The sequence below is a fragment of the Litorihabitans aurantiacus genome, from assembly GCF_030161595.1.
GTDB lineage: Bacteria > Actinomycetota > Actinomycetes > Actinomycetales > Beutenbergiaceae > Litorihabitans > Litorihabitans aurantiacus.
Genome location: NZ_BSUM01000002.1, coordinates 1 through 21,947, shown reverse-complemented (window position 1 = coordinate 21,947; position 21,947 = coordinate 1). Strand labels below are relative to the sequence as shown.

At 69.1% G+C, this 21,947-nt stretch carries 22 protein-coding genes; 1 reads left to right on the top strand and 21 read right to left on the bottom strand.

What is annotated here, in order from left to right:
• Positions 1 to 294 precede the first annotated feature (294 nt).
• The gene (locus tag QQK22_RS17565; protein WP_284252327.1) at positions 295 to 1,626 is read left to right on the top strand and encodes a tyrosine-type recombinase/integrase; all 1,332 of its coding nucleotides are present in this window, start codon (positions 295 to 297) and stop codon (positions 1,624 to 1,626) included.
• Here QQK22_RS17565 and QQK22_RS17560 read toward each other — a convergent pair.
• The 21 genes from QQK22_RS17560 to QQK22_RS17460 all read right to left on the bottom strand — a co-directional run.
• A complete protein-coding gene (locus QQK22_RS17560) occupies positions 1,589 to 2,287 on the bottom strand; it encodes a helix-turn-helix domain-containing protein (protein WP_284252329.1) in 699 nt (232 codons plus the stop codon). The genes QQK22_RS17565 and QQK22_RS17560 overlap by 38 nt on opposite strands.
• A 465-nt stretch (positions 2,288 to 2,752) precedes the next feature.
• A complete protein-coding gene (locus QQK22_RS17555) occupies positions 2,753 to 3,847 on the bottom strand; it encodes a helix-turn-helix domain-containing protein (protein WP_284252874.1) in 1,095 nt (364 codons plus the stop codon).
• Positions 3,848 to 3,861: 14 nt separating this feature from the next.
• Positions 3,862 to 4,179 (bottom strand): type II toxin-antitoxin system RelE/ParE family toxin, encoded by a 318-nt coding sequence (locus QQK22_RS17550; protein WP_284252335.1) that lies wholly within the window; start codon positions 4,177 to 4,179, stop codon positions 3,862 to 3,864.
• Between the two features lie 683 nt (positions 4,180 to 4,862).
• Positions 4,863 to 5,903, bottom strand: coding sequence for a M23 family metallopeptidase (locus tag QQK22_RS17545; protein WP_284252337.1), 1,041 nt, complete (start codon positions 5,901 to 5,903; stop codon positions 4,863 to 4,865).
• A 102-nt stretch (positions 5,904 to 6,005) separates the two neighbouring features.
• The gene (locus tag QQK22_RS17540) at positions 6,006 to 6,272 is read right to left on the bottom strand and encodes a hypothetical protein (protein ID WP_284252339.1); all 267 of its coding nucleotides are present in this window, start codon (positions 6,270 to 6,272) and stop codon (positions 6,006 to 6,008) included.
• Between the two features lie 825 nt (positions 6,273 to 7,097).
• Positions 7,098 to 7,400, bottom strand: coding sequence for a hypothetical protein (locus QQK22_RS17535; RefSeq protein WP_284252341.1), 303 nt, complete (start codon positions 7,398 to 7,400; stop codon positions 7,098 to 7,100).
• A gap of 6 nt (positions 7,401 to 7,406) precedes the next feature.
• The gene (locus tag QQK22_RS17530; RefSeq protein ID WP_284252343.1) at positions 7,407 to 8,210 is read right to left on the bottom strand and encodes a hypothetical protein; all 804 of its coding nucleotides are present in this window, start codon (positions 8,208 to 8,210) and stop codon (positions 7,407 to 7,409) included.
• Positions 8,210 to 11,005, bottom strand: coding sequence for a hypothetical protein (locus tag QQK22_RS17525; protein ID WP_284252345.1), 2,796 nt, complete (start codon positions 11,003 to 11,005; stop codon positions 8,210 to 8,212). The genes QQK22_RS17530 and QQK22_RS17525 overlap by 1 nt, the downstream gene beginning before the upstream one ends.
• Positions 11,006 to 11,021: 16 nt before the next feature.
• A complete protein-coding gene (locus tag QQK22_RS17520) occupies positions 11,022 to 12,638 on the bottom strand; it encodes a hypothetical protein (protein ID WP_284252347.1) in 1,617 nt (538 codons plus the stop codon).
• The gene (locus QQK22_RS17515) at positions 12,635 to 13,549 is read right to left on the bottom strand and encodes a hypothetical protein (RefSeq protein ID WP_284252349.1); all 915 of its coding nucleotides are present in this window, start codon (positions 13,547 to 13,549) and stop codon (positions 12,635 to 12,637) included. The genes QQK22_RS17520 and QQK22_RS17515 overlap by 4 nt, the downstream gene beginning before the upstream one ends.
• A 10-nt stretch (positions 13,550 to 13,559) precedes the next feature.
• Positions 13,560 to 14,231 (bottom strand): hypothetical protein, encoded by a 672-nt coding sequence (locus QQK22_RS17510; RefSeq protein WP_284252351.1) that lies wholly within the window; start codon positions 14,229 to 14,231, stop codon positions 13,560 to 13,562.
• 155 nt (positions 14,232 to 14,386) lie between these two features.
• Positions 14,387 to 17,212 carry a phage tail tape measure protein gene (locus QQK22_RS17505; RefSeq protein ID WP_284252352.1) on the bottom strand — a complete coding sequence of 942 codons (2,826 nt, stop codon included), beginning with the start codon at positions 17,210 to 17,212 and terminating at the stop codon, positions 14,387 to 14,389.
• A 3-nt stretch (positions 17,213 to 17,215) separates the two neighbouring features.
• Positions 17,216 to 17,359: a hypothetical protein gene (locus QQK22_RS17500; protein ID WP_284252354.1), complete on the bottom strand. Its 144-nt coding sequence runs from the start codon at positions 17,357 to 17,359 to the stop codon at positions 17,216 to 17,218.
• Between the two features lie 59 nt (positions 17,360 to 17,418).
• The gene (locus QQK22_RS17495) at positions 17,419 to 17,943 is read right to left on the bottom strand and encodes a DUF7426 family protein (protein WP_284252356.1); all 525 of its coding nucleotides are present in this window, start codon (positions 17,941 to 17,943) and stop codon (positions 17,419 to 17,421) included.
• On the bottom strand, positions 17,940 to 18,476 hold the full coding sequence (locus QQK22_RS17490; protein WP_284252358.1) for a phage tail tube protein: 537 nt from the start codon (positions 18,474 to 18,476) through the stop codon (positions 17,940 to 17,942). The genes QQK22_RS17495 and QQK22_RS17490 overlap by 4 nt, the downstream gene beginning before the upstream one ends.
• The gene (locus QQK22_RS17485) at positions 18,473 to 18,895 is read right to left on the bottom strand and encodes a minor capsid protein (protein ID WP_284252359.1); all 423 of its coding nucleotides are present in this window, start codon (positions 18,893 to 18,895) and stop codon (positions 18,473 to 18,475) included. The genes QQK22_RS17490 and QQK22_RS17485 overlap by 4 nt, the downstream gene beginning before the upstream one ends.
• The gene (locus QQK22_RS17480) at positions 18,888 to 19,274 is read right to left on the bottom strand and encodes a hypothetical protein (RefSeq protein WP_284252361.1); all 387 of its coding nucleotides are present in this window, start codon (positions 19,272 to 19,274) and stop codon (positions 18,888 to 18,890) included. The genes QQK22_RS17485 and QQK22_RS17480 overlap by 8 nt, the downstream gene beginning before the upstream one ends.
• The gene (locus QQK22_RS17475; protein WP_284252363.1) at positions 19,241 to 19,615 is read right to left on the bottom strand and encodes a hypothetical protein; all 375 of its coding nucleotides are present in this window, start codon (positions 19,613 to 19,615) and stop codon (positions 19,241 to 19,243) included. The genes QQK22_RS17480 and QQK22_RS17475 overlap by 34 nt, the downstream gene beginning before the upstream one ends.
• A gap of 527 nt (positions 19,616 to 20,142) precedes the next feature.
• Positions 20,143 to 20,454 carry a hypothetical protein gene (locus QQK22_RS17470; protein WP_284252365.1) on the bottom strand — a complete coding sequence of 104 codons (312 nt, stop codon included), beginning with the start codon at positions 20,452 to 20,454 and terminating at the stop codon, positions 20,143 to 20,145.
• Positions 20,455 to 20,469: 15 nt separating this feature from the next.
• Positions 20,470 to 21,414 carry a major capsid protein gene (locus QQK22_RS17465; protein ID WP_284252367.1) on the bottom strand — a complete coding sequence of 315 codons (945 nt, stop codon included), beginning with the start codon at positions 21,412 to 21,414 and terminating at the stop codon, positions 20,470 to 20,472.
• Positions 21,415 to 21,422: 8 nt separating this feature from the next.
• On the bottom strand, positions 21,423 to 21,947 hold a 525-nt coding region (locus tag QQK22_RS17460; protein WP_284252872.1), incomplete at its 5' end, for a hypothetical protein.

Below are 21,947 nucleotides of genomic sequence, written 5' to 3'. Positions count from 1 at the left end.
GCCTGTCAGACCTGAGATGCAGATCGGCCCCAGTGCCTGGTTTCCCTAGCACTGGGGCCGATCTACTCGCTGTCTCAACGAGCGCGCCCGGAGGGACTCGAACCCCCAACCTTCTGATCCGTAGTCAGATGCTCGAGGTAGGATGAGAGTGTCGGCGTCCCGCAAGACGCCCGTCAGATCGGCGGTATTCCGGGCCTAGCGACGGTAGGGTGTCCGCATAGTCGGGACTCGCACCCGCACGAACATGTGTGCACCGTTGTGTGCACCGCACTCAGGGAGACGCGGGGAGACGCGATGCCGAAGAAGCGTAGCCACGGCGACGGCGGCCTGTACCGGATCCGCGACGGCAAGCTCTGGCGAGCCACCGTCACCTACGGACGTGACCCCGAGACGGGCAAGCCGCTCGTCTGGTCCGCCACGTCACGGACGCAGAAGGGCGCTCGCGACAAGATGGACGCCGCCCGCGAGGAGATCGCGGAGTACGGCGCACCGATCGACAAGAAGGTGACGGTCGAGCAGTGGGCCCCACGCTGGCTAGCCCTGGCGCAGCGCGACATCGACCCGAAGACGTATTCGACCTACGCCAGCCTCGTGCGCCGACACGTGCTCCCCGCAATCGGCTCGATCAAGGTCGCGGCCCTCAAGCCTTCCGACGTCGCCGCGGTGCGCACGGCGATCATGGATAAGGGGCTCGCGACCTCTACCGCGCGGCAATCGCACGTCGTCATTCGCCTCATGCTCGACGCCGCGCGGAAGGATCGCCTCTGCCGGACGAACGTCGCCGATGACGCTCCCGCGCCCAAGGCTCGACGGTCGACCGCCGTCGCTGCGAAGCGCGGCGCGTTCACGACCGCCCAAGCGATCCGCCTCCTCGAGGTCGCCGCCGAGCTGCCCGACGGTAGAGGTGCCCGCTGGTGGTTCAAGATGCTCACCGGGGCGCGCCAGACCGAGGTGCTCGGAGCCTCGATCGCCGACCTCGACCTCGGGGTTGCGGGCGACGAGGCGTTGATGGGCTACTACGCGGTCAACTGGAAGCTCGAGGAACTCTCCCGCCGTCACGGCTGCGGCGGGATGTGCGGGCGCGTGCGAGCAGCCCTCTGCCCGAGCGCACAGTGGGTCATCCCCGACGACTTCGAGATGCGCCAGGTCGACGGGCGCTGGCACCTGACGCGACCGAAGTCGAAGACCGGACGCGTGACGCCCCTGATCCCGCAGCTCGCCGAGATGATCCGGGCACACCTCGCGCTTACCGCCGACCAGCCGAACCCCCACGGCCTCGTGTGGCACGACGGCAACGGTCGGCCGATCAGCCCAAAGGTCGATGGTCAGGAGTGGCGCGAACTGCTGGTCGCGGCGGGCCTCATCTCCGCGGAGCACGCCGTGCCCGGCGGGACCACCATGACGGGCCACTGGGCCCGGCACACCGCCGTCACGGTCCTCATGGAGGCGACCCACGGCGACGCGCAACTCGTGGGTGAGATCGTCGGGCACTCGTCCGCCGAGGTCACCGCGATCTACCGCCACGTGCGCGAGGAGGAGCGCGCGGCTGCGGCGAACGCTGTCGCCAAGGCGTGGGGTGCCGCGCTTCCTACTCGGACGGCCGCGATCGCTGGGAACGCCGGTTGACCCACCGAATCGGGGGTCCACCGCCGCGTCGGTGACTCTCGGGGGTGAGGTGCAGGAAGCCGTTGCGGCGGTCGAGCATCTCGCTCTCGAGGCAGTCGCGGGCCCATCCCGTGCGCGCGCCGCCAACTGCTAGTAGGGCAAGCCGTTCTCCGTCGCGCAGGATCTCGACCATCTCGTCGTACACCGCTGGCGCTACGAACCACTTGCGGCTGACGTGGTATCCGGGCAGGAGACCGGACTGGATCCATCCGCGCACTGCGCCGACCGGGACGCGGATGGCGTCGGCGACCTGGTCCGATGTGAGGTGGTCTCGCAGGTCGATCGATGCTGGTGGGTCGAGGTCGACCGGCCTCATGGGGTAGTCGGCGAAGCGCCGACGCATGGGCGGGGCTTCGGGGACGAGACGGTTCTGCCGCGCAACCAGCCAGTCGGCGATCTCGATCGGATCGAACCGCCAGCGCTTGCCCAGCCGGAACCCCGGCAGGAGCCCGTCGGATGCCTGCCTGGTGACCCAGGTCGTCTCGACCTGGAGACGATCGGCGACCTCCTTCGCACTCAGCATGCGAGGTTCGTCGTTGATCGGGACGCGGACCATGGTCACCTCGTTGCTGCGTCGCTCACCGCTCGGGGAGTAGGTGTGGCGCTCCAGTGCGATCGCCAAGGGTGCCGGCTCATGACGCCGACGGTAGAGACCGCCGGGGCCAGTCGGCTAGTCGTACTCGCGGGCGTAGATCGATGTAGGACGGTGCCGAGACGACTCCGTCGGCAGATGAGCGACGAACGAGTAGAGCTCGTCAGCGAGAATCAGCGGCTTCGTGTTGTAGTAGCGAGCAACGAGATCGCCTCGCTGGATCGCGGTCTGGAGGGTGGTCCTCGACAGCCCGCTCGCCTCGCTCGCTCCTTGAAGGTCGTACGCCACGACAGGGAGGCGGAAGACTGTGTTCGGCTCCGCTTCATGCAAGAACTGGGTCGGTTTGCGTGCTCTCACCATGAACCCAGTGTGCCCGCGAAGGGCGGCCCCGGTTGCGGAGGCGCTGCCGCTCGTGGTCCCAGGTGGGGACGTCCATGAAGATGCCGGGCATGAGGTGAGGCTGTCACGCGAGTACGACATCGTTCGAGATAACCCTCAGGAGAAGGTGCCTTCCAGATTCACGGTCAGGTCGTTGCAGTAGGTGTAGTGAAGAAGTCGCTTGCGGTGAAGCTGGTGCACTGCCGTACCAGGCGAAACTCCTACCTGCTTTGCCACGCGCGCAATCTGGCTGCTGTACGTGAGCCCCTTGAAGGGGGCAAGGCCTTCGTCTCCAAAGAGAGTCTCGAAGGCGAACGCATTGGCGCGCTTCTCGGCCGCGCTGTTTCGCTGAGACTCCTTCTGAAACTCTAGATGCAATTCACCTCGCGGGTCGTGCAAGAGGTGGCCGATTTCGTGGAAGAAAGTCCAGATTACGAATCCGTCACCGCATCTACGACCGGTTTGCTGAATGACCGGGATCCGCCCATTGATCCAGCGCGTTACACCATAAAGGGGGAAGCGCTGCGGTGGCTTCACCATCAGATAGATGACGCCGGCTTGCAAGAGCATCGAGTTCAAGTCTTTGAGTAATGTGTCGTCAGGACGCGCCGCTCGTTCCCGAAGTTCCGGGAGCATGGATTCCAGCTTTTCGGAGTCGTACGTGCAAGTCTGACCGAGCTCGAATGCTTCGGTCATCTCACCGGCGCGCAGCCAGGTAGTGAGTAGTGTCTGGTCGACCAGGGACTTGCTCTCCTTCAGGGCGGCCAGGGCCCACTCACCCGTGGTCTCGACCTCGTGTGACTCCTGATACGCCTCCCACGTGCCGAATCGGTGAAAAGCGAGAAAATCGGAGACCAGATTGCCAGGGCTGCGCTTTGTAGCTTGCGTGAAACCAATTTCACGCAAGTATGCTGCAGCGTTGGCGTGAATCTCGCCCGCATGCTCCGCTAGGCGCTCTTCATCGAGAATTCGGGCTCGATCGGAGCGATACTTCGCCTCGTGGAGAAGCCAGGACTCGGCCGGGATTGGAGTTACACGTCCGAGTCGAGTTGCCGCGTCAGGGGTAATCGGGGCACGACCATTCACAATTTCGTTGACCTGCTTGCGGCTGTACCCAAGCATTGCGGCAGCCTGGCCCTGCGAGAGGCCCTCGTCTTCGAGCCATTCTTCGAGGTAAGCGCCAGGGGCAACGGCGTAGTTAGTAGTACTCATCGCTAGGCCCTCCCTTAATGATAGTCATAGCCGGCTTCGACGACGGTTACAAACACTGCTTCCCCGAGTGCGTCGCGTGCGACACCCTCGGGGCGAATGATGATTCGATGGTTTTTGGACACACTCCCTGCCCAGTGCCCTTCCCAGTCCCCGGTTAGCTGATGCCAGTGCCCGAGCGGGTCGTGTTCCTTCAGGTGGGAGACTGACTGCGCCTCCTCCAGCGCCTTGATGCGTAGCGGCAGCTTCTTAACTAGGTCTGAGCGCTCGCGCTTCATCTCCTTCTCGTCGGTACACAGACGCTCGAGATCGTTGCTGTCGTACTCCACGTGCATCTGGGCGCTGTCACCGATCTCGTTACAGGGTAACGTACTCGAACCTCGTTGTCTTCCACGTCAGTGAACAATCTAAACGTTGCCCGAGTCACATGCCGACCTGGAGGCCCGCCCAGGTGCGAGCGACGCCCCAGCGACGCTGCACGGTCTATCGCGTGCCGAAGTACGCGCGGACGGCGTCGGCCTGCTCGCGGCTGAGGTGCTAGGGCTGCTGGTGGTAGTCCCCGCTGCGGGGATAGGTGGCGCGGAGCCAGGCCCGGATCGTCTTCGGCCAGCGGTGGAGCTCGGTGCCGAACTCGCGCGTGTGATCGTCTCGTCAGTCATGGTTCGAAGGTCGATGTCGGGGCTCGCCCCTGGTCCAGAGCATCCACCACCCGTCGGGCACCGAGCTTGCGGAGCGATTCCGGTGGCGCGCGGGTAAGAGCGGACCTACGCTCGCAAGTGCCGTCGTAGGCATTGTCCCCCCTAGGCCTGCGACGGCACCTAGACGCCAAAGCGCCCCGCCCACCCGTGAAGGGTGAGCGGGGCGCTTCGGGCTCTATCGCCGTCGTACCGAGGGGACGGACTTGCGGCGACACGGATGAGCGTAGGGGAGCGCGACCTGACCGGGTAGAGGAGCGACGGGCCCAGTGGCCCGGGCGGTTGAACCGGCTGGCCGCGTGCTGACCTGCTAGGTGGCTCCGCTAGGAGCCGAGCGTGACCCCGCGGTTGAGGAGGAAGGTCCTCGGGTTGGTGGGCGAGTTGCCGTCCTGGCGGAGATGGATCTCGAAGTGCAGGTGGGGCCCGGTCGAGTTGCCGGTGTTGCCGGACGTCGCGATCTGCTGGTTGGCGGTGACGCGCTGACCGATGCTGACGTTCACGTTCTGCAGGTGGCCGTAGTAGCTGGCCGTGCCGTCGTCGTGGTGGACCATGATCGCGTTACCGGTGCGCCCGGAGAGCACGCCGTTGGAAGCGGTGCTGCCTTCGGCGACGCCCGTCTTGGTCCTCACGACTGTGCCGGATCCGGTAGCGCGGACGGCGGTCCCTCGCGGGGCCGCGATGTCTTCGCCGTAGTGCGTGTAACTGCCACGGTCCTGCCCGTAGTTGCCTTGGACCCTCCCGGTGATCGGGTTCGCCCACTGCGCGGCGATGACCCGAGGAGCAGGGGATCCAGCTGCCTGCCACTCCGCGAAGGTAATGACGCGGTTGACCGTGGGGCCGGCGTACCAGATGTCGTCGGAGCCCTCGTACTTGTAGAACTGGTCGCCCGTGAAGCGGTTGGCCACCCGGGGCTCAGGGGAGTTCTCGGCGCGCCATGTGGCGAGGTTGATGGGGTAGCCCTGACCGGCGTTCAGGTCGGTCATGCGGGCGATGTTGCTGTCCCAGGACAGCTTGACGAAGCCCTCGTTGCTCCGGTTGGCGTATCCGGGGGTGCCGAGGGCGTTCCATTCAGCGCTGGAGAGCCAGTGGTAGGCACCGGTGGGGTCGATGAGGCCGATGTTCTGATGCGTGCCCCACTTGTAGAGGTAGGAGCCCGGGATGACGCTGTTGGTGGTGGGGGTGGGGCGGCCGGCTGCGACCCAGGTGTTGTAGTCGATGGCTTGGGCCTGGCCGTCGGTGACTCGGTAGACGGTGTCAGACCAGGTGTACTTCGCGTAGGTCACCGTCGCCGCGTTGGCGGGAGCGACGAGGGAGGAGAGGACGAGGACTAGTGGGATCAGCGCCCACCGGAGTTTCTTGATCACAGGAGCAGGCTGCCAGATTCTCAGGAGACCCAAAGGTAAGTTAGGAAAGAGTTACGCAACTGTGATCCGCGCGACTGCCATCGCCTCTTGAGTACGGCGCTTTTAGCGACCGTGCTGCTGCGCGCGGTACTCGCGCCTCGTCCGGTCATCGGGGTTCGCAGGGCCGGCGACGACCGCGCCACTGTCCGGGTCGACCTTCGCGACCACCGCGGCAGCCGGGGTGACGCCCTGTCGGACCCACAGCGGCGTCAGCAGCAGGACCAGCGTCCCTACGACATCAGCCGTCTGCGTGAGGCGGTCACCCCACGGGGTCAGGTCGACGCCCCAGATCAGGCCGAGCGCGACCACCGCACCGATCACACCGCGCACCACGGCGGGCTCGAGAGCGAGGACACGCCGCCACAGCGGCAGAGAATGGATGGGGGAGTGGTCATGGTGTCTCCTCGATAGGGGGCGGCTCAGGAGCCGGAGGTGGGGGAAGGTCAGGGACGCGGCACGGGCCAGCCGTGGTCGACGTCGCACCGTCCGTGTACGTGATGAGCCAGGACCCGTCGTCCTGGCACGTGAGGGAAGCGAGGCCGCGGCCATCCACACCGGGAGAGCCAGGAGCGCCGGGAGAGCCATCAGCACCAGCCGGGCCAGCAGGTCCAGCAGCACCGGTCGATCCCGCCGCACCGGTCGCGCCCGCAGGACCAGCAGCACCCGTCGCGCCGTCCTGACCTGCCACACCAGTAGGACCTGGGCCGCCCTCGACGCCCGCCTCACCGGCAGGACCAGGCAGACCCGGCACCCCGTTCGCGCCAGCAGGACCAGGCGGGCCGACGCCGCCAGCAGGACCCGTCGACCCGTTCAGGCCATCCACGCCCCGCTCACCCGGCGAACCATCCGCACCGGCCTCACCAGGCACACCGCGCGCACCGGGGGAACCCTGCGCGCCCTGAGGCCCCGGCGGACCCTGCGTCCCCGGCAACCCGGCAGGCGACGTCGACTCCACCTCGTTCGGCTCCGGGGCCACCGGCTCCACACCACTCCGGACAGCCTCGTCGTACAGCTCCGTGTACCGGACCATGAGGTCGTCGTACAGGGCACGGTTGCGCTGCACCGTCGCTGCCTGTTCCGCGATCACGAACACCACCGCGGCCACCGTCAGGACACCGATCGCGATCGTCGCCCACGTCCATCCCGAGATGCGCCTCATCGGATCAGCCCCCCACCCACGATGAACGCGACCACCGTCGCCACGATCGGACCAGCGATCATCAGCGCCACCTGCATCCCCCTCTGCGCCCGGGCCGCGGCCCGTTCCTTGCGCTCGGTCTCCACGTCCGCCTCGAGCGCGATCACCTTCGCCTCGACCGTCGTCAGGCGCAGGTTCGTGCCCCGCTGGGACTCCTCGTACTCACGGCGGCCGACGACCTCTTTCCGCAGCTCCTTGACGTCACCGCCGACATCGTTGATCCGCCTCCCGAGCTCGCCGAGAGTGACGTCGTCAGCCACTGCGGCTCAGCCCTTGATGCGGGCGGCGAGGAGGTCCACGACCTGCTTGGCGAGGTCGGCCGGGATGAGCGCCGCGATCGCCGCCGGGTCCTTGGACGCGGTCGCCTTCTCCCACGCGTGGATCTGCTCCTGCCGGCGGTAGAAGCGCTCCACCTGGGCGTGCGAGTCGTTGCCCTGACGCCACAGGACGCTCTGCGATTCCCGTAGGCCCGTCAGCGTGGCCGGGTTGCCGTCCTTGTCTACGAGCGGCTTACCCGTGTCGACGCCGGTCAGGAACCGGGCCATGCGCTCGGTCTGCTCGGTCTGGTGATCCTTGAGCTCGGCCATCTGTGCAGGGGTCATCGTGTCCTCCTCGGACGGGGTGGGAGTGGTGGTGCTCGAGCCGGGCATGGGCCACGGGCGCGTGTCGGAGTCCCACTGGCGACCACGGCGCACGGACACGTGCACGTGGGACAGGTGGGCGTTGACGCCCGAGTACCTGCGCCAGCCGCCGTTGCTGAACACGGCGGGGTTCTGCCAGATGCGGCCCTCGTAGATCACGTAGGCCACGCGCGGGTCGGTGATGATCGCCGCGACGAGCGCCGCCGCGGGGCCGTCGGTCGGGCCGCCGGGTCCGGTGAGGTCCTCGTCGATGTCGATCGCTCGGACCATGCCCGGCGGTGTCGAGTCCCGGGCGGGGTTGTGGTCGGACGGGCGGGCCTGGTGGGAGGTGTCACCCACCGCGCCGTCGGACCGCCGGTCACGTCCCGGACACAGCGCGTTGATCTGCGCGCGCAGTTGCTGCAGCGCCGGGGACAGGTACCAGGCCATCAGGGGGTCTCCTGTTCTTCGTTGCGTGGGCGCTGGGGGCCGGCGAACTCGCCGCCCATCGCGGGGACTTCCTTCGCCGGTGCGGCTGGCGGTGGCGGCGGCTCCGTGATGGAGGACGGCGTCGGGGTGGGGGTGCCCTGGTACTCGACCTCGAACGCGAGACGGTCGCGGCCTCGGCTGTCGAACTGCACGCGGCGGGCCTTGACCAGCCACGAAAACCGGGTCCCGGGCGTGCCGTGCACGACGAACCCGGCCGACTCGACCTCCTCCGACCACAGGCCACCGTCGGGCCCGTGCGGGGTGAGGAAGACGGCGCGGCCGACGATCGAAGTCAGCGGCCCGAAGTAGTCCGGCAGCTCCACCGTCACGGTCCCGTCGGGGCCGACGACGGCGGGCTCGTCCGACCAGTACTCCACGCCGTTGTGCGGCGACTCCGTCGATGCGTGCTTGAGCGACCATCCCTTCTTGACGGGGTGGTCCATGACGAAGTTCTTCGACCCGTTCACCGTGAACGCGCCGGACACGTTCGCGTTGCCGCGCAGGTAGGTCCACCCGTTCGCGTCGAGGTGGATGAAGTGGCCGCCGTCCTTGCGGATCACGACCGAGCCGTACCCGGAGTTGCCGGAGTTCGCCTCGTAGGTGATCCGGCCGTTCCCGGTGCCGCCGAAGTTCCACGAGCCGTCCGCGTTCACGTAGGTGTTCGTGAGCGCGAGGCCGTTGTTGTTCCAGGTGGAGATGTCCCAGGAGGAGTTCTGGCGCACCCGCATCCGGGCGTTGTGGAAGTTCGAGGCGGGACGGTTCGCGGCGATGTCCGCGCCGTCCTCGGTGATCCCGACCGACCCGTGGTTGAAGCCCTGGTTGTAGCCAGCGAGGGCCATGCGCATCTCGCGCTGGCCGGAGGAGGACTGCGACCCGCGCTGGGCGTAGATGTGCGCCCAGTTCAGGTCGTAGTTCGCTGCGCCGACGGGGTCGGTGTAGAAGCGGATGTAGCCGCCCCACTCGCCGTTGTAGGCCCGCAGCCGCGGCCCGTCGTTCGCGGTCCGGAAGCCGCCGACCATCTCGGTGAACCCGGTCGCGGAGTCGAGCCAGAACATCCGGTCGCCGTTGGCGTTGTAGGCGAGGATGCCGTTGTCGTTGACCTTGACGCCACGGTTCCAGGTGGCCGAGGACTGGATGGTCGCGCCGGTCACCGTCTTGCCGTCGACAGCGGTCCCCGAGAGCACCGAGGCCGTCACCGAGTTCGCCGCCAGCGCCCGCGTCGTGATCGCGTCAGCAGCGATCTTCGACGCCGTCACGGCGTCCGCGGCAATCTTCCCTGCGGTGATCGCCTCCGCCGCGATCTTCACCGTGGTGATGGCGTTCGCCGCGATCTTGTCGGCAGTGACCGACGACGCGAGGATGTGGCGAGCGGTGATCCCGCCGTCGACGATCAGCGAGGGAATGTCCTCGACGACCTCGTAGGAGATGACACGGAGGGTCCCGTTCTGCGCGGCAGGGATGGTCAGCTCGACGGAGGTCCGGCCCGGCTGCAGGGTGATGACGCCCTCGAGGTAGCCGGTCGCGTTCGCGGCGATCGCTGCGTGGGTGACGTCCGTCTGCTCGTTCCCCAACTCGATCGTCGGGTTCCCACTCGGGGGCGGGGTCGCGGGCCCTGTCCACGTCACGACCTTCAGCCGGTTCGCGGGGGTCGCGACCGACGGCACGACGCCGATGCGGACCCGCACGCGCGTAGAGGTGTCGAGGTAGAACCGGTTCCGCGGCGAAATGCCTCGGGCCCCGGAGGAGTTCGGGATGGTGACTGTTCCCGGGGACCCCCAGGTCGAGCCCGCGGGGACGTTCCACTTCGACGGGTCCTGGAGCGAGCTGTCCTCGACAAGGTTGAGCCCGCCTCCGACCAGCAGCATGTCGGTCGTGATCTTCCGCGCGCGCACGACCTGCACCCACAGCGCGTCGACGACAGCCTGTGCCAGTACCGCCTGGCCGGCGACCGTGAGGGAACCGACGTCGACCGACGCGATCGCCGGATGACCGAGCGCCATCTGAGTCCAGGCAGCCCCCGACCACACCCACTGGCCGATCACCACGCGGAACGTGTCGTCGGCGTACTGCCACCACAGGTCGCCCACCTGGCCGCCCACACCGGACGGCTCGAACAACGACCGCTGGATACGGTTCTTCCCGTTCGCCGCGAACAGTGCGTCACCGGCAGCGGTCATCGCCTCCGCGAACCGCTGGTCGAGCTCGCGACCGGTCTCCTCGATCTCGCCACGCACCGCGGTCAGGACCCGGCCCACCTCGGCGGCATCGACTCCCTCGAGGGTCCGGGCCGTCACCGTCGCCGACGGCAGCGACCGGTTCGGTGCCGGGAAGCCGCGCTGGTCACGAGCGGAGTCGACGGACACCAGTGCGACCGCCACGACGACGTCGAGGCCCAGGCCGGCCACCACGGCCGCCTCGCCAGGCCCCGCGAGGCGACCCTGGGTGGCCCCGTCGACCAGAACCTCGACGTGAGAGAAGTCCGACGGCGTCACCTCACCGGGACCGGCCCACAGCCCATCCCACGTGACCGTCACCGACCCCAGCCCCGCCGTCACCGAGGGCGCGGACGGGACCGGGGGCGGGGTCGTGTCCCCGACCCACTGCGCCACCCCGTCCGCGCCGATCACGGTCCGGGTACCGTCGTCGCCCCGCGCCACGATCGTGCCCGCGGGACGGGTCAGGGACGCCGTCGCGGCGCGCTGCAGGCCGCGCAGGGTCTCCGGGAGGGTGCGGGTCAGGTCGAGTCTGCGAACCACCGGGGACCGCCCTTCGTCAGTAGCGTGCGTCGACGACGTCGAACTTCAACGTCACGCCCAGCCCTTCCGAGCCGCTCATCGACAGGATGCGGACGGGGTAGGTCCCGTCCGGGATGGTGGGGAAGTCGCTGATCGCGACCTCGGCTAGGTCGCCGGGCCAGAACGTCCCCAGGGGCGGGTCGCCGTCCGCGCGGACCGTGAGCTCCCACTGCGCCATCGGCTCGGGTGCCACGGCGGCGTTCACGTGCGCTTGCACGATCGCCTTGCCCTCCCGGGCCGCGACGGCGTCCTCGTGCGCCTCGGCGTTCGCGACGGCGGTCTCGGCCGGGCCGACGTCGGCCTGACGGGCCGCGAGGGTGTCCACGCCGTTCTGGATGACGGCGAGCGAGCCCATGAGCGTGGCGACGAGGTCGGCGATCCCCTCGGCCTCGGACGCGCGCCAGGCCCCGTCCTTCCAGACCTTCGCGACGGCTGGCGAGGTGGAGGTGTCCACCCACGTGACGCCGTCGTTCTGGTCCTTCACCGGGGGCGGGGAGGACTGGACCATGACCCAGTCCGCGCCGCCGGTCGTCTTCGTGGCCGAGGCGACCTTCTGCGCGGCCGAGCGGCTCTGCGACCGGGCAGTCGCCAGGAACCGCTCAGCCTGCGAGACCGCAGCCTTGGCCCGCTCGAGCGCGCCCTTGGCCGCCTTCGTCGCGTCGACCGCGGCAGCGAACGCGGGGGTGCGCTCACCGTCCCACGACCCGTTCGCGATGACCCGCTCCACCAGCGGCCACCCGCGCGCCGTCAGCGACAGGTTCTCCGCCTTCGCGGTCACGGTGCCCTCGTCCTGGCCCGCGCCGGCCCCGTAGACCCGGTCGGCGCGGAAGTCGGCCGAGACGAGCTGCCGGAACCCGGAGGCGTGACCACCCGGAGCGGTCGTGGCCCAGGAGTGGTCGCGGTCCTGCCCGATGTAGGGGTCGGCCAGGGTCCCTACGCTCATGCGCCACACCATCCGGTCCGGGCTGACCAGCTCGGGGCGGAAGGCGATGTCGGGTCCGCCCTCGACGTTCGCGAGCTCGTCCAGCAGGTCGCTGATGGCGAGGTTGGCCAGGTCGAACCCGCGGTAGGTGCGACGGAAGGACGGGTCATCGACCATCATCGGCAGCGGCTCCTCCGGCGGCAGGAGGATCGGGAGCGCGCCGCCGGGCTTGCTCATCGCGTGCTCGACCAGCCGCTTGGCGTAGGTCCCCAGCGAGTGGCGCGAGTACCCGAACCACGACGTCGACAGGCTGTCGGTCTCGGCGACCGCGAACCGGCGCTCGAGCAGCGAGGACAGGGGGCGCAGCGGGAACGTCGTGCCGGCGTAGGTGTCGGCGCGGGGGCCGATGATCCCGGCCACGACGGCACGTTCCTGGAATGCGGCGAGGATGCCGCGCTTGCCGGGCATGAGGAGGTCGTTGACGTCCTCGACCCGGGTCGGGAGCGCGGCCCACGGGAAGGACAGCGAGGAGAACTCCCCGTCCCCGGTCCCGGTCTCGCGGCCCTCGGCCGAGGAGTCGCGGACCTTGTGCGACCACGTGAACGGCACGAGCGGGAGCTGCTGCAGGATCGCGCCCGTGGTGACGTCGAAGACGTGGAGCGACCACGTCATCCCGCGACCCCGAGATCACGCACCATGAGGACGATGCCGGGGTAACGGCCACCGTCGGAGGCACGGACGCCATATCGCTGGTAGAACGGGTCACCGTTCACGCGTGCGCGACCGAAGGAGACAGTGTGGCGGCCGGCGCTGACGGCTTGGACGTGGGGCATGTGGTGCGCGGTCCAGTCCTGGTCGTAGGCCCGCTCGAAGGACGTGATCACGTTCCCCGCGCCGTTGCCGTCCAGGTTGATGTTGAACCGCATCGTGCCGCGGCGGGACGCTCCGACGTCGGTGCTGACGCACGTGAGGAGCGAGAACTCCAGCAGCCGGTTCGTGGGGACGAAGAACTCCCCGTTGCCCCACGTCTGCCAGTCCTGCCGCGCTGCGAGACCGTTGTGGGTGTCGACGGCGCGGTGCAGGATGCCGAGCGTCCCGCCGTAGGGGATGGAGTACGGGCGGTCGTTGATCCGGTACGCCGACGAGGTCCGGGTGCTGTTCGCCGGGACGTGGATGCGCTCGAGCAGCAGCGCACCGGCCGGCAGCGCCGGGTCGGTCGGGGTGCTGTTCGGGGTGCCCTGGACGACGCCGTAGAACGCCTGGTTGTTCGGGTCGCCCTTGGTCGGGTCGTTCTGCTTCGCGTAGATCAGGTCCCGCCGAGGCAGGCCCGTGGTCGCTGCGACCGTGAGCGTGGTCGTCGGCACGGGCGCCAGGACCGCGCCGTCGTCACCGCCACGGGTCATCTGGATCACGCCGAGGTAGACCCGGTAGGTCATCGCCGTCGTGCTCGTCTCCACGACCGCGCCCTGCAGGATGCCGGGCGTGCGCAGGGCGTTGTTGATGTGGCGGTCGTCCTGCGGGGTCCGACCGACCGGCTGGCCGTCCTCGTCGAGGACGCCTGCGATTCCGATTCCAGTAGGCACGCGCGTCTCCTCAGAGGTAGGTGTCGGTCACGACGGCCTCAGCCCAGCCGTAACCCGCAGAGATGGGGATGAGGGTGATCGAGGCAGACCCGCCCGCCGGGACCTCCCAGAAGTCCCGGCGGGTCAGGTGCACCGTGCGCAGCCCGCCCGACTGCGTCACCGTCCGGGACAGGAAGTCCACGACGACCGGGGTGCCGGCGAACACCGGCGCGGAGTAGGTGAGCTCCGAGTCCCCGCTCGTGAGCCGGAACCCCGAGGGAAAGTCGCCACGGACCGACACGACCGGGTGGGCCGCCTCGTTCCCGTCGTTGACCAGCACTGCGGTGTTCTGTGCGATCTCGGCCGTCCCGTAGGTGATCGGGTACATCACCGGGTACTCGAACGCGCCCGCCGCGCCGCCCGTCTGCAGGAAGTGACGACGCTCCTGCCCGAAGATCCGGGGGTCGTGCGCGATCATCTGCAGCGACACCGTGACCTGCCGCTCGGAGTGCCAAGTCGTCAGGACCTGCCCGTCGCGACGCACGACGGCGCGCTTCGCACCGGCCGGGGTCTCGACCTCGAGGACCGTGTCGACCGTCCGGACCATCCCCTTGAGGGCGTCCAGGCCCGCGACCGCTGCGGCGTGCGACGTCCCGGTCAGGAGGCCGGCCACGACGACCACGCGGGGCGACAGGCTCGTCACCCCCGGCCACGACCCGTGCGCTCCCGGACGCCGCTCAGCGTCATCCTCAGCGGTAGGGGACCCCCACCAGCCCTCGATGTTCGGGCGGACCCGGAGAGCCGCGCCCGGGCCGGGGGCGGCGATGTCGACGCCGTCCAGGCGTACTAGCTGAGCCGTCACAGCGTCACACCTCCCGGGTCGGCGTCGGTCGCCTGCTCGAGCAGGCCCTTCACGGCGTATGCCGTCGAAAGGGCGTGCTTGGAGTCGGACACCGTCATGTGGACCACAACGCCGCCGAAGCCGCGCGCGCCGCCGCCGGGCGAGAGCGCGCCGCCGGCTGCCATCGCCTGCATCCCGAAGGACCGCATGGCCTCAGCGAGGATCGCGCGCGAGCGAGGCGAGCCGTCGTCGGGGATGTAGAACTCCCGGTGCGTCATCCGGTCGCCCACGATCCGCCAGGTGTTCGGGTCGACCGTCTGCGCGATGGGAGCCATCGGCGTCAGGGTGCCGCCGCCGGCCATCGGCATCAGGACCGAGCCGTCGTGCTGCATCGACGCGTACCCTGCGCCGCCACCGCCCGCGTTCACGGCGAGGTTCATCCGGATCGTTCGCCGCGACTGCTCGCTCACGAACCGATCGATGACCTCCTTCGCGTCCGCGGTGTTCGCGTCGATCTCGACCGTCCCGTCCGGCAGCAGCCGCACCTTGGTCGCGAGACCGTCCACCTCCACTGAACGCTCGTTCGCGTTCGACGAGATGTCCGTCGACTCCGTCTCCGGGATCGCCGAGTACGTGTCGATCAGCGCTCGCGCCTGGTCCTCAGTGAGGCCCATCGCGGTGAGCTGCTCCTGCAGCGCCTGACGACTCGACTGGTAGCGCTGCGTGAGGGCGTCCTGCCCCTCGCCCGCCGCAGCCGCCGCGGCGACCTCGTCACCCATCGCCGAGATCGCGCTGCGAATCTGCGACTCGAGCTCCGCACCCGAGGCGGCCGTCGACAGGTTCGCCCCGTCATACCCCTCGAGCGAGAGCTTCGCGCCGTCGGCCGAGTACCCCACCTCGTCGACCGCCGTCGCGAGTCGGAGCGTCGCATCGTGCAGGTAGCCCGAGGTGATCTCGGGGTCGATGAAGCCGTTGAACCGCTCCCGGGCGGAGTCGAGCGCGCCCCCGAGGTTGGTGCGCATCTCGTCGGCGGCCTGCTCGGTGCTGGTCTCGAAGCCGCGCATCCCGTCGGCCATGTCGCGGAAGACCTGCGGGTCGGGTAGGTCCGGTCCCAGGACGCCCAGGAGCGGGCCGAGCAGCGACGCGGACTCAAGGGTGTCGGCGAACCCCTCCACTAGGTCCGCCAGCGGGCCGGAGACGAAGACGCCGATCGACTCGGTGCCGGCGGCCATGCCCTCGATGACGGCGTCACCGAAGTCGAACGCGCCGTTGGCGAGACCCTTGAAGAACTCCAGCAGCGGGCCCCGGTTCTGCGAGATCCACTCCGCGCCCTCGGCAAGAGGGTCAGCGAACGCTCCCGCGAGAGCGCCCTTGATGCCCTCCGCGGCGACCTCGATGTTCCGCTTCGCGGTCTCGATCTGGGAGGCGTCGTTGGACGCGATGGTGTCGAACATCTTCTGCGCGGCACCCTGGACGCCGTTCAGGCCCTCGACCGCGGTGGAGACGTCCATGGCGAACAGGGCGTCGCCGAGGTCCTCCGCCTGGGTTCCGAACAGGGCCACGGCGGCGGCGTTGCGCTTGACCGGGTCCTCGATCTCGCGCAGCTTGTCCAGGACGGTGTCGAGTCCCTCGCGTGCGCCGTCACCGCCCTCGGCGATCTGCTTCGTCATCTTCTCGGCGTTCAGGCCGAGGGTCTTGAACCCCTCCGCGCTGGCCTCCGACCCGTCGGTCGCCCGGATCTGGAACTCCTTGAGGGCGTCCGCGGCCAGGTCACTGTTGCGCGCACCCGCCCTCAGGCCCTGGTTCACGAGTCCGAGTGCCTGATCACCCGATAGGCCGAGGCGAGAGAACAGCGCGGGGTACTCGATGAAGGTGTCGAGCAGGTCCTCCTGGGCGTTCACGCCCTCGCGTGCGCCAGCGGCGAGGATGTCGAAGCCCTCCTGGGACGACTTGATCAGGCCGGCCCGAAGCATCGTCGTGACGGCCGTCGAGACCGGGGCGACGTCTTCGCCGAGGACGTCGGCGATGCCCGCGAGCGACTCGATGACGCGCTGCGAGTCGCGGCGCGTGCCGTCGACGTCGAGTAGCCCGCCCTGCAGGGCGACGCGAGCGGTGTCCATGTTCTCGGCTGCCGACTCGCCGTACCCCTGGGTGTAGGCCTCGGACGCGATCCGGCCGAAGCGGGCGGCGTCCTCCTCGCTGATCCCGGTCAGCGCCTGCAGGCGGTCCTGGCGCACCTCGACCTGCAGCCCGTCCTGGAACGCCCCGATCAGGCCCTCGACGGCGGCCTCACCGATCTTGGCGACCGCGCCCACGATCGGGATCGTCGCGAGGCCCGCGATGATCCCCTTGCCGAAGGCGGCACCGCCGGAGGAGCCGCCCTCGTCGAGGGTGTCCTCGGCGTCGTCGGCGAGGTTCTCGACCTCCGACTCGGCGTCGGAGGTGTCGGCGTCGACCGTCATCGTGGCCCGGGCGCTGCGCAGGCCGTCGAGCGTGCGCTCGGTGCGCTGCAGCTTGTCCTCGGCCTTGGCGATGTCGGCGTCGACCTGTACGTCCGTGGAGAGCGCGCGGAGGTAGTCGAGCTCCTCGCGGATCTTCTCGGCTCCGGCCTCGGCGTCCTCGATGTCGGACTCGATGCGCGCGACGGTCTTGGCCGAGACGATCCGCTTCGCGGCCTCCTCGACCTCCTCCATCCCCTCGAGCGCGGGCTTCGCGTTCGCGTTGACCTTCGCCTCGATGGGCTTGCCCTCGATGCGCTGACCGGTGGCCTTGATCTCCCGCTCGGCCTTCGCCACCTGCTGGGTGTTGGCCGTGAGGAGGACTTCCAGCTCGGCTGCGCGCATCGTCTACCTCCGCGTCAGGGCTCGCCGCAGGAGCGAGTCGGGGTGGGTGAACAGCGCGAAGATCGCGGTGCGGACCCCGAGCCACGGCCGCGTGAGCACGGCGGGGTCGTACAGGTCCAGGTGGTAGATCGCCAGGAGGTCAGCCACGACGAGCCGCCAGTGGGTGACGATCGCGACGAGTGAGTCGTCGACCGCCGGCGGCTGACCTACCGGCTGGGCTTCCCCTTGGGCTTCGCGCGGGATCGGCCGGTACTTGCGGTAGAGCGGGACGCCGTTGACGTCGTGGTCGTAGGGGTCGCCGATCCCGAGGTCGGCGAAGTCCTGCGCCGTCCACTCCGCGATCGGCTTGACGCTTTTCCCGGAGCATCGGCCGCCGCGGCGTCGCGCTCGGGACCCCAGATGATCTCGGCGGCGGCATCGGCGTACTCCCGGCCGCGCGCCCACACGAGCGTCGCGTACACGCCGACCCGGGACAGGGTGACGGGGTCAATCCCGGCCTCGACGATCTCGGTGTAGGTCTCGCCGAGCGCAGGGTGGCCGTCGTCGGGGAGGCCGTCGAGGATCTCCATGACCTCGGGCGGCGTGCGCTCCTCGCCGACCTCGAAGCGAACCGCCAGCGCCAGGACCAGGCGGGCCTGGGCCACCGAGGGCGGACGCACCACGAAGGTGCGTCCGCCCAGCAGCAGCTCGAGGTTCGGCCTGGCCCACGCGGCGAAGTCGACCGCGCTCACGAACCCTCGGTCGTGAGCGGGTTGACGATCTCGGTGTAGGCACCGACGCCCGTGAGCGTCCACGACAGACGCTCGGGCGCACCGTCGGAGCCGGTGTTCGCGCGCGAGTAGGACACGGTCGCGATGCCCTGGCCGGCGTCTTCCGGGTTGGGGACCGCGCCGCTGGCGGAGTCGGGCTGGTGGTACCAGCGCACCCCGATCTGAGCCTGCGAGCCCTTCGCCGACGGCTTCGTGCGCCGGATGAGGGCCTCGATCTCCGGGGCGTACTCGCCGGTCGTGCCCGAGCGGGCGATGATCGTCGCGAACGCGAGCGCCCAGCCCCACCCGGTCGTGGCGCTGTTGGGCGCGCCCTCGTCGTCATAGGTCTGCGCGTCGGTCGTCTGCGGCGTCGGGGTGAGCTGGAAGTCGCTCATGAGCGACACCGTCTCCCACACCGGTGCGAGCGCCGTGCCGGTGTTGACGTCGACGCCGTACTCGTAGGACTTGCCAAGCAGGAAGCCCTCGGGCAGGGCGTTGTCCTGTGCGCGGGTCATGGTGATACCTCCGGGGTGAGTTCGAGCAGCAGCTCGTAGTTGTCGGTCCGCTCCTCGCGGCCGTTGGCGTCGGCACCGATCGGTGCCATCGAGAGGCGGCGGATGCCGCTGATCCCCTCCCGGCGGGAGAGGCCCTGCAGGTGCCGAAACGCGACCGAGGCCAACTTGTCTGCGCTGTCGACGGCGTTTCTAGCGCCCCGGAACCGCAGTTGCGCGGATCGTGTAGCCAGCCCGGTCTGCAACTCGTCGACGGATGAATAGACGCGCACGGCAACACCGCGGTCGGGGCTGGCTTGCAGCGATCCGTACTGCACTCCGACTTCGACCGTCGTGTAGGCCGGGCCGGCAGGCCGCCACTCCCAGCCCGGGATCTCTGCCAGCAGACGACAAATAGCCTGGGTGAGCTGCGAGTCATCCACCGAGCGCCCCCTTGATATGCCTCGCGATGATCGCCGGCACCTCGTCGCGAGTCTCGGCTTCGGCCTTCTCGAGGAACTTCGCCTCACCGGTGTCGTGCTGGTAGTCGAGGTCCTCGTGCTGGCGGCGGAAGTAGGGATAGCCGCCCGTCGGCTCGTAGCCGACCTTGACCGCGAGGTCCGCCGTGTCGACGAACCCCGCGGCGCGCAGGTCTCCGGAGTCCACCGGTGCCCGGTCGTTGGACCGGGCCAGGATGGTCTCGCCCGCTTCCGTCATGCCCTCCTGCGCCGCCTTCTCGACGACGGAGAGGATCGGGATCAGGAACTTCAGGGCGGGCCGCCTTTCGGCTAGGACAGCGAAATGGTCTGGAAAGCGGGCCACCCGGGCGCATGGTGGCGGCTGACCGCGACCACTTGGGCGTCACGCTGACCGGGGGTGCCGGGCCAGACCGTCACGAGCGACCCAATCGGGATCTGCTCGTCGAAGTCGACCGTCACCGCGCCGGAGGAGATGACCTCGACGCCCGTCGCCGTCTTGACCACCTTCTGCTCGTCGCTGGCAAAGCCTCGAACGTCCCGCCTTGCGAGGTACTGCGATCCCATCCCGCCTCGAGAGAGGAGGTCTCGAACCCAGACGACGTGGGGCGTCATCCACGATTCGAGGCGTTGGACGTTGAGCTCGGGGTAGAGCGGCTGTCCAGAGGCGACGATGACGTCGAGCATCAGGGTCTCCCCGCCTGTTCACCGGTCGGGGGTAGAGACTGACGGAGTACGCGCGCTGACGTCGGGGGCGGAGGAGTCGTTTGTGCTCCCTCGTCAGAGTGAGCGTCCGCCCAGGGGCGTCGAACGTGAACGTCCGCGACTCGCTGAACGGCCCAAGAGACCGACTTGAGGTCTCGTTCGTGACGCCGGGGGTGCCGTCGTTCGCCAGGACGTTCAAGACCATCTCGCGACAGATCATCCGCCGGATCGCGAGATCGGCCTCGCTCCGGGTCGAGGTAGCAACGCCGGGACCTGTTGGAACGAGTCGCTCAGCGGGGCCGTAGGCGTCGATCCTCGCGGTTGCGTCCCGGAGGAGCGCCTGCGCCCGAGTCACCTGTGCAGCGTCTGACGAGAGCGCCGGCCAAACGTCGCGAAGGTCTTCGACGGTCGCGTAGGGAGTCGTCATCAGTGGCCTCCGGTTCCGCTCATGAGTGTGCTGCGGGCCTGCGAGACCCGACTCGCGGGGTGGCGAGTCGGGCCTCGAGAGGTCACTTCTCGGCAGTCGACGTCTCGCCCGTGTCGATGTCGTGCGTGACGGTCACGACCGTCCCGTCGGGGCGGACCGCGTCGTAGGTCTCGACGCGACTCTTCGACTTGTCGACACGCGGTCGCGTGACCTTCGGGCCGGGCTTGACCGCGTTGACGGTCCCGACCTTCATCGCCTCGTCGTTCGGCTGCGGAGTGACAGACACGGCCGTCTCGGTCGGGTCGGTCGTGTCGGCCGGGCCGTCACCGGGGGCCGTGTTCGACGGCTTGGTGACGTCCGCGTCCAGCGTGGTCTTGCTCGTGGTGGTAGCCATGAGGGTTCCCTTCGATCAGGAGGCGGTGATGCCACGGAGGCGAGCGGCGGCTCGGCCCCCGAACGTCGCGAGCCCGCAGTAGAACTCGATGCGGGTGCGGTAGGCCGGCTTCTCCTGCAGCTGGCCCAGGTCGTCGACCTGGACGCCGCCGTTGGTGAGGCCAGTGACGCCCTGGTCGGTCTCGTCCTCGCCGAAGCGGACGGCGTAGATCGAGGACGAGGCGGTCGAGGTGCCCTGCGTCTCGGTCAGCGGCAGGACAGCCGCACCCGCGGCGGTGAGGCCGGGGTCGAGGACGGGGATGCCGTTGTAGGTGAGGACGCGCTTGTTCGTGAGCGACTCGTTCACGAAGTCGGCACCGCCGAGACGGCGCAGGCTCGAGATGATGCGGGCCTGGACGGCGCGGTTGGCGTAGATCGCGCCGTTGCTGCCCTCGAGGCCGGGGACCGCTCCGATGAGCGCGTCGAGCGCGTCGAAGAAGTCGTGGCCGCCGGCGACCGGACCGAGGCCGTTGGTGGCGGCGTCGATGACCTGGGCACCGGTGAGGCGCTTCTTGAGTCCGTCGAAGCCCTTCGGGTCGACCGCGACGTCGCCGTTGAAGAACGCGTCCTGGAACTTGTAGGACGCGGCCTTGACCTTGAGACGGGTCTGGATCGCCCGCTGGTCGTTGAGGTCGCCACGGGTCTGGACGATGAAGCGGTCCACGTCGGCGTCGCCACCGAGGATGACGAGCGACTCGGTCGCCTGCACGACGGTGCCGGTCGACTCGGTGTACGCCTCGTTGACCGACCGGAACGCGACGCCGGGAAGCGTCGCCTCACGGTTGTAGGCGTAGGCGTTGCCCTCGATGTTCATGAGGGGCAGCCGGTCGAGGATGGACGACTCCTGGACGAACGTCTCGACGACGCCGCGCTGGAGCTGGGTCTCCGACAGCAGCGCTGCCTGAGCGAGAGTGACAGCCATGATGGCTCCTAACGGGAGGTGTCGGCGTAGGCAGCCCGCAGGGTGCCGAGGCCGGGGGAAGTGGTGGGGGTGATGCCCTCGCCTCCGTTCGCCCGCGAGAGTGCGGGGGAGCGGGGCGGCTCGGGCTTCGTCTTGATGAGCGGCTTGACGAGCTCGGCGTGCGCCTTGATCGTCTCCTCGGTGGTGCCCGACAGCACCTCGACGGGGACGCCGGTGTCCTTCGACACGGCGGCCTTCCACGTCGCGATCTGCCTCTCGCTGGCGAGGGAATCGCGCTCGGCCTTGAGGTCGTCGCGCTCCTTCTCCGCCGCGGCGAGACGGTCAGCGACCTTCTGCGCCTCGGTCTTGCCGGCCTCCTCGAACTCAGCCAGCCGTGCAGCTGCCGTGGAGTTCTCCTTGGCCCGCGCCTCCCACTTGCGCGCCTCCGCCTTCCAGTCCGTCTCTGCGGGGGCGGCGGGCTCGGCGGGAGCTGCGGGGTCACCGGGGGCGGCAGGGTCCGCTGGGGCCGCGGGGTCGGCCGGCGCAGCGCCGCC